This is a genomic window from Paludibacterium denitrificans, from assembly GCF_009707705.1.
GTDB classification, from domain to species: Bacteria; Pseudomonadota; Gammaproteobacteria; order Burkholderiales; family Chromobacteriaceae; genus Paludibacterium_A; species Paludibacterium_A denitrificans.
In genome coordinates this window covers 40,066-53,209 of sequence record NZ_WLYX01000001.1, presented here as the reverse complement: position 1 = coordinate 53,209, position 13,144 = coordinate 40,066, and the positions used below count along the sequence as shown (strand labels likewise).

Annotated in this window: 18 protein-coding genes; 1 reads left to right on the top strand and 17 read right to left on the bottom strand. The window is 56.2% G+C overall.

The window, feature by feature from the left end; all coding sequences use genetic code 11:
* Positions 1-6: 6 nt before the first annotated feature.
* On the bottom strand, positions 7-1,308 hold the full coding sequence (locus GKE73_RS00425) for a TolC family protein (RefSeq protein ID WP_230368653.1): 1,302 nt from the start codon (positions 1,306-1,308) through the stop codon (positions 7-9).
* Between the two features lie 337 nt (positions 1,309-1,645).
* Between GKE73_RS00425 and GKE73_RS00420 the strand changes: the two genes are divergently transcribed.
* On the top strand, positions 1,646-2,311 hold the full coding sequence (locus tag GKE73_RS00420) for a YiaD family glycine zipper/OmpA-like lipoprotein (protein WP_230368652.1): 666 nt from the start codon (positions 1,646-1,648) through the stop codon (positions 2,309-2,311).
* 219 nt (positions 2,312-2,530) lie between these two features.
* On the opposite strand, the gene GKE73_RS00415 is transcribed toward GKE73_RS00420, so the two are convergent.
* The 16 genes from GKE73_RS00415 to cobA form a co-directional block, all read right to left on the bottom strand.
* A complete protein-coding gene (locus GKE73_RS00415) occupies positions 2,531-2,914 on the bottom strand; it encodes a putative zinc-binding protein (protein WP_230368651.1) in 384 nt (127 codons plus the stop codon).
* A 311-nt stretch (positions 2,915-3,225) separates the two neighbouring features.
* A complete protein-coding gene (locus tag GKE73_RS00410; protein ID WP_230368650.1) occupies positions 3,226-3,789 on the bottom strand; it encodes a YIP1 family protein in 564 nt (187 codons plus the stop codon).
* A gap of 222 nt (positions 3,790-4,011) precedes the next feature.
* Positions 4,012-4,587 (bottom strand): MarR family winged helix-turn-helix transcriptional regulator, encoded by a 576-nt coding sequence (locus tag GKE73_RS00405; RefSeq protein ID WP_230368649.1) that lies wholly within the window; start codon positions 4,585-4,587, stop codon positions 4,012-4,014.
* A 34-nt stretch (positions 4,588-4,621) separates the two neighbouring features.
* Positions 4,622-5,062, bottom strand: a complete 441-nt coding sequence (locus GKE73_RS00400; protein WP_230368648.1) for a DUF488 family protein, N3 subclade — start codon at positions 5,060-5,062, stop codon at positions 4,622-4,624.
* A 272-nt stretch (positions 5,063-5,334) separates the two neighbouring features.
* Positions 5,335-6,603, bottom strand: coding sequence for a putative bifunctional diguanylate cyclase/phosphodiesterase (locus tag GKE73_RS24430; protein WP_312854529.1), 1,269 nt, complete (start codon positions 6,601-6,603; stop codon positions 5,335-5,337).
* 108 nt (positions 6,604-6,711) lie between these two features.
* On the bottom strand, positions 6,712-7,242 hold the full coding sequence (locus GKE73_RS00390) for a protoglobin domain-containing protein (protein WP_280954661.1): 531 nt from the start codon (positions 7,240-7,242) through the stop codon (positions 6,712-6,714).
* A complete protein-coding gene (locus tag GKE73_RS21940) occupies positions 7,229-7,558 on the bottom strand; it encodes a protoglobin domain-containing protein (protein WP_280954660.1) in 330 nt (109 codons plus the stop codon). Before GKE73_RS21940 ends, GKE73_RS00390 begins: the two co-directional genes overlap by 14 nt.
* Positions 7,558-8,154 (bottom strand): CZB domain-containing protein, encoded by a 597-nt coding sequence (locus tag GKE73_RS00380; protein WP_312854321.1) that lies wholly within the window; start codon positions 8,152-8,154, stop codon positions 7,558-7,560. The genes GKE73_RS21940 and GKE73_RS00380 overlap by 1 nt, the downstream gene beginning before the upstream one ends.
* The gene (locus GKE73_RS26845) at positions 8,141-8,668 is read right to left on the bottom strand and encodes a methyl-accepting chemotaxis protein (protein WP_280954658.1); all 528 of its coding nucleotides are present in this window, start codon (positions 8,666-8,668) and stop codon (positions 8,141-8,143) included. Before GKE73_RS26845 ends, GKE73_RS00380 begins: the two co-directional genes overlap by 14 nt.
* A gap of 321 nt (positions 8,669-8,989) precedes the next feature.
* Positions 8,990-9,148, bottom strand: coding sequence for a hypothetical protein (locus GKE73_RS00375; protein WP_230368647.1), 159 nt, complete (start codon positions 9,146-9,148; stop codon positions 8,990-8,992).
* Complete coding sequence (locus tag GKE73_RS00370) at positions 9,139-9,837, bottom strand: NnrS family protein (protein ID WP_312854320.1); 699 nt, start codon at positions 9,835-9,837, stop codon at positions 9,139-9,141. Before GKE73_RS00370 ends, GKE73_RS00375 begins: the two co-directional genes overlap by 10 nt.
* Positions 9,831-10,181: an NnrS family protein gene (locus tag GKE73_RS21930; protein WP_280954657.1), complete on the bottom strand. Its 351-nt coding sequence runs from the start codon at positions 10,179-10,181 to the stop codon at positions 9,831-9,833. Before GKE73_RS21930 ends, GKE73_RS00370 begins: the two co-directional genes overlap by 7 nt.
* A gap of 5 nt (positions 10,182-10,186) precedes the next feature.
* Entirely contained in the window at positions 10,187-11,554 is a 1,368-nt protein-coding gene (locus GKE73_RS00365; protein WP_230368646.1) for a hypothetical protein, read from the bottom strand.
* Positions 11,551-11,763, bottom strand: coding sequence for a DUF2249 domain-containing protein (locus GKE73_RS00360; RefSeq protein ID WP_230368645.1), 213 nt, complete (start codon positions 11,761-11,763; stop codon positions 11,551-11,553). The genes GKE73_RS00365 and GKE73_RS00360 overlap by 4 nt, the downstream gene beginning before the upstream one ends.
* Entirely contained in the window at positions 11,760-12,188 is a 429-nt protein-coding gene (locus tag GKE73_RS00355; RefSeq protein ID WP_230368644.1) for a hemerythrin domain-containing protein, read from the bottom strand. Before GKE73_RS00355 ends, GKE73_RS00360 begins: the two co-directional genes overlap by 4 nt.
* A gap of 22 nt (positions 12,189-12,210) precedes the next feature.
* Positions 12,211-13,101, bottom strand: a complete 891-nt coding sequence (cobA, locus tag GKE73_RS00350; protein WP_230368643.1) for a uroporphyrinogen-III C-methyltransferase — start codon at positions 13,099-13,101, stop codon at positions 12,211-12,213.
* Positions 13,102-13,144: the final 43 nt, after the last annotated feature.

Genomic DNA, 13,144 nt, shown 5'->3' with positions numbered 1-13,144 from the left:
GGCTGGTTACCCGGTTTTGCGGCCGGCCGTTGCCAACGCGCTTTGCGCGGCCAGCAAATCGGCAAAGGTGCCCACCCCGGCTTTGTAACGCCCGCGCGCCACGCTTTCTGACTGTTCGGCTGATGCCACAAGATCATCGGCCGTTTTCATTGCCGCATTGTTGGTCAACAAGTTCTGATAAGCCTTCCAGACGTCCAGTGCGATCTGATTGGCCGTGTTGTCGCGCTCTGCCTTGCGGGCATCCAGCTGCGCTTCAGCGGCACGAACCGAGTAGGTGCTCTTGTAACCGGTAAAAATCGGCACGCTCAGTGTGACGCCAATGCTGGAGTTATGACTGTGCTGATTGACTTCCGAATACGCCCAATCCGTTGCCACCCCAAGGCTGATGGTGGGTTTGCCTTGGGCGTTAGCCAGATCAATCGCCGCTTGGGCTGCGCGAACCTGAGCATTGGCGGCCACAAGGTCAGGGCGGTTGGACCGCGCTTCCTGAATGAGCTTTTCCAGATCGGTTCCGGTTCGGGCATCAAAAGTGATCGAACGCGGTGGCGTTACCGCCAACGGTGTCGTGGGGGAAAGGGCCATCAGTACCGCCAATTGGCCCCGTGCGTTTTGTACATCGCCCTCGGCCTTGATGCGGTTGTAGCTGGCTTGCGACAGCGCCGTTTGCGCTTGTAAAACATCCGCTTTGGTCGAAACGCCAGCAATCAATTTGCCTTGAGCGACCGCCGGGCTCTGCGCGGCAGATTCCTCCGACTGGCGATACGCCTTGACGCTTTCCTGTGCGGAAAAGAGCGCGTAATAGTCTTGTACTGCCGTGAGAAACAGGGTTTGCAGCGTGGTGTCCCGTGCGGCGTTGGCGGCAATTAGTAACTGTTTGGCGTTTTCCAGCGATGCCGCGCGTGCCCCAAAATCGTAAAGCAGATAGTTCAGCCCCAAGGAAGTATCCGAACTGTTTGTATAGCCATGGCCAGTAACAAGGTCAGAACTGCTTCTCGCCCGGCTACCGCTAACCGTTGCCGAAGCGGTGGGCAGATAGGCGGATTTTGCGATGCCCAGTTGTGCAGCCTGAGCCCGTGCCGCAGCCCGGGCACTAGCGGTTTGCGGGTTGTTGCACAGTGTCCGTTCCACAATGTCGCTTAACGAGAATGGCCCGGATGTCCTGATTTTCAGGCAGGCAGAAGTCCGGTTTCCGATAAGACGGCTATCCGTAATGCCTTGCTCCGTCGAAAACGGGTCATTCCATGTTGCCGCCCGGGCGGCACCGGCACAGAGCAACGCCAGTAGCGCCACTCTTAAAAACTGAAGCATGAGGTAACTCCGGCAATTCTATGGCTTTAAGTGAGACGGTTGTCGCCCATTGATGCAGTGGCTGACAGCCCATGATTATCTTGAACTGGCTTCGCGTTGTGTGCCAAGACAATTTAGTCAAAATTCATGTGCCAACCATCCAATTATTTTGAATGCGGGATAAATTTTGTCAGTCCAAGCGTTAGCCTATCTTCATCCACCCGCCGATGGCCGAGCAATGCTACCTGTATGCACTATCATCAGATAGCCGAATAGGCAATCAGCAACTCGGGCAATGAATCAAGCACTTATCCTGCTCCGGCTGCGATGCGTTCGAAATAGCGATGGAGGATCTCACATGAACAAGGTCATTGTATCCCTCACGGTCATCGCCGTGGCTACCGGCAGCCTGTCTGGCTGCGCCAACATGAATGAAACCCAACGCGATACAGGAACAGGGGCGGCGATCGGAGCGGTTGCCGGGGCATTGCTCGGCGGCGTGACCGCTGGTGGGCATACCGGACGAAGTGCCGCAACCGGTGCAGCGCTTGGAGCGGTACTCGGGGCTGGCGGCGGTTATCTGTGGTCTCAACACATGCAGCAACAAAAAGCCGCGATGGAACAGGCCACCCAAGGAACTGGCGTGAGCGTCAGCCAAACCGCTGACAATCAGCTCAAGCTGGATATTCCTAGCGATGTGTCGTTTGATTCGGGGCGGTATGACATCAAGTCAAACTTGCGGCCCATCTTGGATCGTTTCGCCACCACCCTTAACCAGAATACCCGAAGCACCGTGAGAATCATCGGCCATACCGATAGCACGGGAAGCGATGCCACCAACCAGCGGCTTTCGTTGAATCGAGCCAAAGCCACGCGGGACTATCTTGTGGCTCGTGGTGTGGCAAGTAGTCGAATCAGTATTGACGGTCGAGGCTCGCTTGATCCGGTGGCCGATAACTCCACTGCTGCTGGCCGCGCAAGTAATCGGCGGGTCGAGATTTTTGTGGGTGAGGCGGCGCATTAAGGATGATAACCGGCAGCCCGCGCCAAATCAGTGCTGGGTTGTCGGTTGATCTGGATGCCAAGAGGGAGTTGCCTGTCCAGCAACTTCTTTTGAAAAGAGAGGGGCGGGTGCGCTACGCAGTATGATCTGTTTGGTATTTGGTTGCCGGGTTAGTAGTTAAAAATTTTATTGTACAACTGCTAATTAATGTGGGAAATATACCGATGTTTCCATGTTGACTCATTTGCTATCATTAGTATTTGAGATGAATTCTCTGTACGCCTGCATTAGTTCATTTTTGGCAACGTCGTATTCTTCCGCTAAATACTTTTCTCCTTTCCTTTTTCTTAGACCTAATTTATTGAATGTCATTGCCGGGGCTGGTTTTACACCGACTTTGTCCAGGCACATTTTTGAGCACTGCAACGAGCAGCCATCAAGCACGATGACAGGTCTTCCGCTGCGAGCAAGCCTGACAAGTGGCGCAACCCCACCTCCGACGCCAACAATACAAGACATTTCTGCAAGTTCGTTTTGATCAAGATCCAGCGCAAGATCATTAGCAAGCTGCGCGACGTTCGAGCAGCCCGAGCATGAGTATATTAAAGGTGAAGAGCTTTTCATGTGAAACCTGTTTTAATGAATTTCCAAGTTGTTTTGGGCTTTTAATGTCTAAGGTCGCGTTTCAAATGTTGAGTGTGATGTACCTGCTTTTGCGTTTTTGTACGTAATTACCAATTTTGATTGGCGCCTGCTATTCGTGATTAAACATGTTATTGATAATTTACGGGAGATAAATAGGTGTTTTATCGCCTATAAAGTCGCGCAAGGATGTGCTGTGAAGATTGGTAATTATTTAGTCTGTGTCGTTGAAACGATTGATGCGGCGCTGGTGATCCTTGATCAGCGCCGCAGACAACCGTTTTCATGCCGTTTTACAGAAATGGCAGCAGGATCAGCGCTACGAGCAGGCTCCATACCAGTGCCCCGACACTGAAGACGGTATAAGCCAGCGATTCGGTTCGTACCGAGTCGTCGTGTTCGAATAAGGCATCCAGTCCGTGGTACAGCAGTAGTCCAGAAGCCAGCAGCCCCATTGCCCCCAGTGCCGCGTTGAACAGCGGCCACGGCAGCAGAAGACCAATTGAGGACAACCAGATCGGCAATGCTGATAGCGCGGCCAGCCGGTAGCAGTCGGCATACGGCGGGCGAGCCTCGGCATGCACGCTCATGCGGATAAATCCAGCCATCAGGTGCACGCTACCCCAGCAGGCACACCAAAAAAGCAGCACCATCACATCCCAGCGCAATGTAGAAAGGTCTGTCGTATAGGCTGAGCCATTGACATGGTAGGCGTACAGCAGCATGGCGGCAGCCAGAGTCGAAGCAGGCAGCACGACCCGGCTATAAACACGACTACTGCCGGGATGGCGGGTAGCCAGTTCCTCCCAGCCGTGTTGAGACGAAAACAACATACGGAACGGTGTAAGCGGAGTCATGGTGATTCTCCTGAAAAAAGTGCGGGTGGCAATGTAAATATATCGCATTGCGATATATTTACAAGAGCAAACTCATTTCAATTGAGCCTTTCCTTGTCATGGCCGACATGTTCTGGCACAGCAAAACTCTCGACATAGTTGGCCGAACGCGCAGGTGATGCTTTTGCTATGCAAGATGGGCAGCACTTGAGCACAGCTGATTGCGCTTGTATAAGCCAATAGCTATGGGTCGAACAATTGAGTCGAAGGAATTAAATCGCTGACATCAAGAGGGCAATGCGGCAAGGAAAGAGCCATGAAATGGCCCGCTGCTTGGGTCTGTGTCCAAGCGGATACGAACCGCGGGGTCAGGGTGCTCGGCAGTTCGCTATCCGACTCGTCGTGTAGCAATCGTTCTAACGAGTCAAAGGCCCCCAGCTGGCGCAGCATGCGTAATTCGTCACGGTGGGCGCGTGCCATGTCTTGTACCAGCTGTTCACCCAGCGGTAGCAGGCTGACTTCTACACAGCGTTTGTCGGTCCGGCCCGGCGTACGTTTCACTAAGCCGAGTGCTTCGCAACGGCTGATCAATCCCACGACGCTGTGGTGCTGGGTTTGCAGGCGCTCGGCTAACTCTGCAACGGTCGCCCAGTCGCGTCCGGGATAACCGCGTAGCTGTAGCAGCACCTGATATTGCTGTGGAGTCAGACCATGCTGCTGTGCCAGCTCTTCACTGAACCGGAGAAATCGCCGTAGCCGATAGCGAAAATCGGCCAAACGCTGAAAATCTTCTTTGCGGAGCTGGGCAGGCTGGGTCATGACTGAGAGGTGGCAAGAGAACGGCGCTACCGTATCACAATTCATGCTCGTGGATGGTCTCGGTTGCGTAGTGTGCTGGTGAAACCCGCATGGCTGCATTAGCTAGCCAGTCATTGGTTGCCAGCTGGGCGTCCAGAAACTGTGCCAGCGCCAGAAACGGATTGGCCTCTACCATCGGGATATCGTGCAGCAGCAAGACTTCTCCGTGCTGCTGCGCCGCGTTGATCAGCGGCTGCCAGCGTTCCGGGTTGGCAGCAAGGTCCGCCCAGTAGCTTTCGCAAAAATATGGCCAACGATTTTCATCTCGTCGCAGCCATGCCAACAGTCCTTCGGCGGGTGCTACGCGCGGTAGCCAGTGTGCAGGAGCGATGCTACGTCGGGACAAACCGGCGGGCCTGCTGGAGCTGACAAGAAATACGTTGCTGTGACTCTGGCGGTAGTCGGCAACGGACAGTAATTGAAAGCGTGTAACCATGATATTTCCCTAGAACGCCCGGCAGGACCACATCCAGTCGCTGCCCAATCAAATATATCGTAAAGCGATATATTTGGAAAATCATTGATCAAGAACAGCCATCTATCACTTCCTGCATGGCTGGCAGGTTGGTATTTTGGCGGTTTGTAATGTGTGATTGGCTACCTGCTTGCCCTGCTATGGTGGCCAGAACATGGATTAGCGGTAGTCGTTTCTCACGGATATGAATAGCGGCGGCTTTGATACGGCAGGTCAAACATGACTGAGATTGACTATGTGGACGATCGCTCTGCCAGACGGTTCCGAACCCATGTTTCAAATTCAGCCGCAGGCAGCGGACGGGAGTAGAGGTAGCCTTGCAGCATGTCACATCCAAGACTGGCGAGGCAGCGCTGCTGGGCGAGGGTTTCCACTCCTTCCGCGACCACCGCCGGGCGTAGCTGGCGAGCCAGCGAGACAACCGCACCGGCAACGGCTACGTCAGTTTCAGAGTCTGGGAGCTGCTCGACGAAGCTGCGATCCAGCTTGAGAACGCTCAGCGGCATGGCACATAACATGGCCAGCGAGGAGTGGCCGGTGCCGAAATCATCCATTGCCACTTGCAACCCGCGTTGGCGTAACTGACGCAGGATCTGGATGAACCGCTCCGGCTGCTGCATGGCGGTGGATTCGGTGATTTCCAGTTCCAGCCAGCTTTTATCAGCGCCTGCCGCCGTGATGATCTCCTCGATACGATCAGCCAGATTGGGGGCGTCAAATTGACGGGGCGACAGGTTCACTGCCACGCGCGGGACGGGCAGTCCTTGCTGACGCCATGCCACTATCTGTCGGGACGCTTTCTGCAGTGCCCATCTTCCTAGTTCGGAAATAATGCCAAGCTCCTCAGCGACTGGAATGAACTCGACGGGGGAGATCAGCCCGCGCTCTGGATGTCGCCAGCGCATCAGCGCCTCGACGCCAGCCAGACCATTATCAATGGTGCGAATCTGCGGCTGGTAAAACAGTTCGAGCTGATTGCGGCCCAAGGCACGACGCAGGTCACTTTCCAGTGCCAGACGCTGTATGGCGTGCCGGTTCATCGCTTCGTCGTAAAAACGGAAGGTATTGCGTCCCGCTGCCTTGGCGGCATACATCGCCGCATCGGCATTGTTCAGCAAGGATTCGATATCGGCGCCATCCGCCGGATAAAAGGCCAACCCTAGACTGGCTCCGACATCGATTTCGCGGCCGTCGACAACAACCGGAGGCAACAGTGCATCCAGCACCCTAGTTGCGACGTTAGCGGCCGCCGTGGCTTCGGTTGCATCTTCGAGAAGAAGAACAAATTCATCACTGGCCAGACGCGCCAGTGTGTCTTCGCTGCGGTAAACGCCACGTAGTCGCCGTGCCACTTCGACAAGGACGGCATCACCTGTACCGTGTCCCAGACTGTCGTTGATCAGTTTGAAGCGGTCCAGATCGATAAAACACAGAGCGAAGCATTTGTCCGTTTCGTTGTTTTCCGTGGATTTCGCGCAGGTGGTTGTCGAAGCGTATGCGATTGGGTAGCCCGGTCAGGGCATCGTGGTGCGCGAGATAGGCTAGCTGGGCCTCGGCCTCTTTGCGGGCGGTGACATCGTTGATCACCCCAACGTAACAGTTGAGGGTGCCTAAGCCTCGTCATGTACCGGTGCCGGGAACAGTTCGAGCCATTGCAGCGAACCATCGGGACGTTGACGGGAGAGCATGGTGTAACCGTCCCGGCCTTCCGCGATGACGGTGCGGATAACGTCGAAGCTATTGTCGTCGCGTATGCACGGACATGACTGGCCGATTACGGCTTCTTGTGGTTGCTCGAGAATGCGGGAGAAGGCCGCGTTGACATAGGTTAGCGGGTAGTGCGGAGGCGTTGCGGCAGCGATGAACACGCCGTTGACGCTGGATTCGATGGCACGGTCGCGTAGAGCGATTGCCCGTTTGTCGGCATGGATATAGGTGTCCGTGGTAAGCCCGAGATCGAGCATGACAACCTTGATCAAGGCATTGGCGGCCTGTTGGAAGGTGTCGAAGTCTCCCTCGGCGGCCGTCCAGATTGCCTGCAGCATGTCGGAAAGATATTTGCGGAAAGCCCCGACATACCATTTCGGTGTCAAACCGATGCGGGCATGCGTCATGCCGACACGTAGCTTAGCCAGTGACATAAGCCATGCCGTAATCACCGGCCGTGAGGCTGTCGAAATAACGGCCATGCGCCTCTTTCAGGCGACTGACGGTCGCCTCGTCGGGAAGTAGTGCGGCAAGTTCCGGCAAGCGACGCAGGTATTGATAAAAGCCGTCGGCAAAACCATTTTGTGCTGCCTCCAGCTTGCTGTGGATGGCCCTGAGATGTTCAGCATCGTCTTCGGTGAGTTCTAGGAAAGCCTTGCGGGCTTCAAGCTCGCTGTCATCAATGCCCATTTCGGCAGCGATGCCATCAACCTCAGCGCGGACTGTTGGCCGAAGAGAGGCGCTGCTCATCAGCCGCTCCGTTCCGTGCTGGCTGCCAAAATACGTTCCATGCTTAAGCAATCACGGTCAGATTCGCTTCCTCCATTCGGGTCAGGGCTTCCAGTGCGCCGGGCAAGTCGTGGTTGCGATAGCATCCCACGGCGCGTCGGGCCTGATCGTGTACGGCCCGGTGTGGGGCTTCCATTTCCCGGAAGCCCTGGCAGGCGGGAGAATTCAGTCTTGCCTTCGCCAACGTAGTACCAACGGCCGAGACGGCACTGGGTTTCATCCGGCAGGTCGTTTGGCTGCAGCTCGGAAAGGCCGAGTAGTACTTTGTAGACTTCGAGTTTCAGTGTTAGCTCTTCGATGTTGGCCAGTTCGGCATTAGCCAGCCGGGCGGAGGACGAAATGCTCTGTTGCATCTGTTGCGACAAGCTCAGCAGATGCTGCATGCTGCGCATGGCCCCTTCGCTTTCTGCGCTGTAACTGGCGGCATCCTCGGCCCCGATGTCCATGATGGACTTGGCGTGACCGGTTTCTTCCTGAATTCGGCCAACCAAGGTGCTGATTTCCGTGGTGGCCTTGGCCGTGCGTTCCGCCAGCTTGCGTACCTCATCTGCTACCACCGCGAAGCCGCGACCTGCCTCGCTTAACGCGGGCGGCTTCAATGGCTGCATTAAGTGCCAGAAGGTTGGTCTGTTCTGCGATTTCCTTGATAAGTTGCACGATGCCACCGATTTCCCCGGCGCTGCGCGACAAACCTTCCACGCTGTTGCCTGCCACGCTGATGCGCTCAAACATGGCGTGCAGGTTGCCCGCAATCTTCTCGAAGGCAGCGCGGTTGGCATCCGATTCACTGGCGGCCGTGTGTACCATCGACGCATCGTCGCTAAGCTGTTCGGACAAACCGGAGAAGGATAAGCGGAAGCCGGAAAGCGATTCCCCGAAGCTGGGCAGGTTACCAACGACGCCATCCAGCAGCGTCTGGTGCAAGGCGGCCTGTTGTGCCCGGTTTTCCAGCTGGGCGAGACGCTCTTGCGTGGCAGTGAGTTCGTCTTGTAGGGCATCTGCCCGTGCCTTGAGTCGGGCGTTATCTAGCTGTGCAGCTGCCAGTGCTTTTTTTGCCTTGTTTCCAAACATCACGCCTCCGAGGACGAGAGCATCAATAAATGTTGATGCATTTACTCAAGAATTTATAGAATCTATTTTGACTAATACGCAACGTCTAAATGTCACGCAATAAACATGTATTAACTATACATATTTAATAATAAGGCTTCCACTACAAACCAAACCTGTGTATTTGCGTAGGTGCCGGTGGGAAGTAATCAGGTTGTTGTACCGATTGCGGTCGGCGCCGTTCTGCCTGCATGGCAAAAGACTCTGCGCCGTCAGCAATCTTTAGGTATCAGGATGCTGGCAGGAGTCATCCAGACAAACAGGATACGCACCTTGTGTCGGTCAACCCGGCTTGCCATCCGCTCTCGGTTTCAGGTAGAGGCCAGCCAGTCGCCAGCTCCAACCTAGCAGAGCCAACAGTGCGCCAAATGCCACGGCGGCATACATATGGCTTACCCATGATTGCGGGAGGAAGTCAGCCAATACTCGGGTCAGTGCCACGACATGTACCGCCAGATAAATACGCCACAGCCATGTGCTTGCAGTGGCAAGCCGGAATGCCCCGTGGTGACCCGGGAGACAAAAGCAATAACCATGGTCATGAAGAAGCCAACGGTGACCGCATGCAGAGGGGCCAATCCCAGCGATAGCGACGGCATCAGCCCGGCCGGGGTGTAGAGGAAGAACGCTACGGCCAGCCGGGCAAAAGACAGGTGCAGCATCCAAAGCAGCCTGACCTTGCGTGATGGCAACAGGCCCCAGCGCCAACTGGTGTAGCCAAACAATACAGTCAGCGGCAAATCGGCTAGCAAGCTGGTGTGTTGAGTCATGACCAGAATGCCATGCAGCCAGCTGCCAGCCACCATGGCAATCAGCAAGAGGTAGGGGCGCCACTGTTTGACCTCTGGCATCGCGCTACCCGTAAAGAACGGCAGCATACGATGGCAGACGGTGAGAAAAACAGGCAGTAGAAAACCCCACAAGGCCAAATCGCGCATGGCCAGCCAATAACTGGTTTCACCGCTGAATAACCAGACCCCGGCGGCGACAACACCGGCAAGACCTGCACCAAAAGCCGCCAGCACCATCAAGGCATGTCGGCGATCACTCTGCTGACTGCGCCAGATCAGCCCGGCAAAGGTAAAGGTCAGGCTCGCAAACCCCGGGCCGTACAACAACAGGATTACCACCAGCCGGCCTTGCCCAAGGCCAGACCCAGCAACCACCCGACCACCCCGGTAGCCATTAGACCGGGGGTCAACAGATAGCGCATCCGGCTTGGTGGGCGCGTACCAAGCCAGCGCGGCCCGGCGGTGAAGATGAAGCCCGTCATGAATAGCGGGAAAATACCGTAAAGCATCAGCAGGGCATGTGCCATTACCGCTGGTACCACCGGGATGATGGTGTGAGGGCCAAGCCGGGAGGCCAGTTCGGCAAACCACGCGGCGAACAGCAACAGCGTACTGAGCATGCCCAGCAAAAAGGCCAGTCGGTGCGGCGCACGTAGCAGTGCAGGAGGGAGGGCGTCAGGCATGATAATCAGCCTTGAAAGTGGGGGGCGTTTAGTATCGGTGTCTGCACCTTGTGGACGGAATGATTCGTATCAAGAAAATCTGGCGAGCGCGAAAGATGTGTGATTAGCGGGGAATGGCACGTTTCACGGCCTGATAACGCTGCGTGATTTTGCTGGCCAGATAAAGCGCATAGCCCGCCTGAATGAGTGTTATGAGCGCAAACAGAATATGGAAGCGACCAGGGCTGCCAGCACCATAACGTCCCGGCCAGCAGCCACAACAGATGCAAATGGCGCAAACGCAATTGGGCTGATTCCGCCAGAAAACCATGAGTGGACGGCAACAGACCACGCGGTGGGTTTTGCTGTTTCAAATGCAGCCAGGACAGAAAGGGCGCGATTTTGCCCAACATTGCCAGCGTGGCACTCAGCCCTACACCGCCCAGCCACCACAGTCCGGCCAACAATGGCAGGCCGGGCCATTCGGCCAACCCTGTGCATAACAAGGCGCTCAGTCCACCCAATAGCAGGCAAATCATGCCCACCCGCCATTGCCACCAAACGGGATCGGCCTGTCGACGGCTTTGCCGCAACAGTCGCCATGACAAGGCGGCATACATCACCACAGCCATCAACAACAGGGTGGCGGGCAGTGGCAGCCCGCGTGGCCAGAAGAACAGGGCGAGTGTGCACGTTACCAGTAGTACCACTACGGCCATCGCTAATCGGGCGGTCCGTGCCGGGTAAGGTGGCGTGACAAGAAACATTGGAATGCCAGTCTGGCTGACGGCCAGTAGCAGCAGAAACAGCCAGCCCACCGCGGCCCACAGTACATGGCTGTGCAGCAGCGGCATGATGGGCAGTGACAGCTGGCCGGTAAGTGTCAGCACCATGGATAACCCAAGCAGTGCGGTAACAAACAGTGCCGCCAGCGCCAGTGCAATGCCTTGACTCGTGGCATCGCGGGCAGGGCTGCGTGCCAGTCCATACCATCCATGCCAAACCAGCCGAATGACTGCCGCACTCAGTAATATCGCCGCGGTCAGCATGGCAACGGGTGAAAAATCGTGCAGAAAGCCGCCAACGAGTAATCCTGTCCCGGCTTGCCACGGCAGGAACAGGCTAAACAGCAAGCGTCTCGGGCGTGGTGTGGGGACGGCGCTGGCCACGGCCAGCATTTGCAGGATGGCCCCGGCCATGATGTTGCCCAGTACGCCCAGTCCCAAAACATGGGTGAGGGCCAATACCTGTGGTTGATAGCGGTTGGCGGTTTCGATGCTGTCGGGTAACAGCACCATGCCCAGCGTCAGCAACCACAGCAGGGTGGCCACGAAAAAGACGGCAGGCAACCACACGGGTGGTGCCTTGTCGTAGGAAAGCCAGGCCTGACTCATGCTTTGTTGATGTAAAGAATTACCCCGCCATCGCCGGATAGTTCGAAACGATAGTTGATGTTTTGTGCCGTCAGCATCGGCAGTAGTGGTGTCGGATGGTGGGGCAGAATCCAGCCCAGCGTCTGGCCGCTTTGCAACTGATCGGCCGCATCCAGAATGATTTCCATCGGTTCCGGGGGTACCAGATGACGCAGGTCGACGGGGTTCATGCGTATTCTCCAGAGGGCACCAGCTGTTCAAAATTGACAATGTGCTGGCTACACATCGGGTATAGGATGTTTTCTTCCTTCATGTTGTGTTGCTGCGTCAGGATGAGCAGGGTTTCACTGTGACCCAGCCATGCCCGGGCATCTTCCCCATTGACTGCATCGGCCATGTCTTGCAGGAGCTGGCGGATTTCGTTGTGCTCGCATCGCATCATCTCCGTCGGCCCGCTATCAATACCCGTGGCCGCTTCAAATGCCGGGAAAACCTGATCTTCTTCCAGTTGAAAGTGTTGTTCTATCTCGACATTCAAGACCTGACAGATTTGTCTGGCCCGGTTCCAGTTCCCGCTACGAACAGCCTGTTCGGCAGAGGCAAGAATATCGTCGCAGTCACGATGCTGCTGGGTCAGGCGTGCTATGGCGTTCATGGCTAAAGTCCTCTGAAGCGGGTCAGTAAGTAAAGCTGCAGTATGCGGTGCAGGTTGTTCCCGTTTGAATGATACGAATCAAGAACTTGCCTGTGCGGCTGTTTTCATGGACACCAGCTTCTGGTGCAGGGTGACGACATGACCAATCACCAGTAACGCCGCACGAGCTAACTTGCTGCTGTGAGATCAGTACGGCCAGGTTCTGCAAGGTGTCGCATAGGCAACGCTGCTTGTCGGAGCAGGCGTTTTCGACCACGGCGATCGGGGTGTCGCCGCTTATTCCGTTAGCCATCAACTGGCTGGCAATGTTTGCGGCCTGCCCCAGCCCCATGTAAACCACGATGGTCTGTCCGGGATGGCAATAACCAGCCCAGTCCAGTTCTTCTTTTCCTTCGCGGCGATGGCCGGTCACAAAACTGCAGCTCTGGGCGTAGTGGCGATGGGTGAGTGGCAACGCGGCGCTGGCGGCGGCGCCCAGTGCGGCACTGATCCCCGGCACTACCTCGCAGCGGATACCGGCTTCGGCCAACGCTTCCAGCTCTTCACCTCCACGCCCGAACATCAGTGGGTCGCCACCTTTTAGTCGCACCACTCGCATGCCTTGTTGGGCAAACCGTATCAATAACTGGTTGATGTCTTCCTGCGGCAGTGTGTGGCGGCTTGCTCGTTTGCCCACGCAAATTCGGCTGGCGGATGCCGGGGCCAGGTCGAGGATGCGGCTATCCAGCAGGTGGTCGTACAGCACGGCATCGGCCTGTTGCAGACGCTGCACCGCACGTAGCGTCAACAGGTCGGGATCTCCCGGCCCTGCGCCTACCAGTGCAACGCTTCCGGGCAAGAAGCCAGTTGTGCCATCGGCATTTTCCCTAATCGGATCAGGGACTTTGTCCCGCACTTGATATGGACGGTTCATGCTTACCTCTGGTCTGACCACGGATTAGATGCGCCGAGTGTAG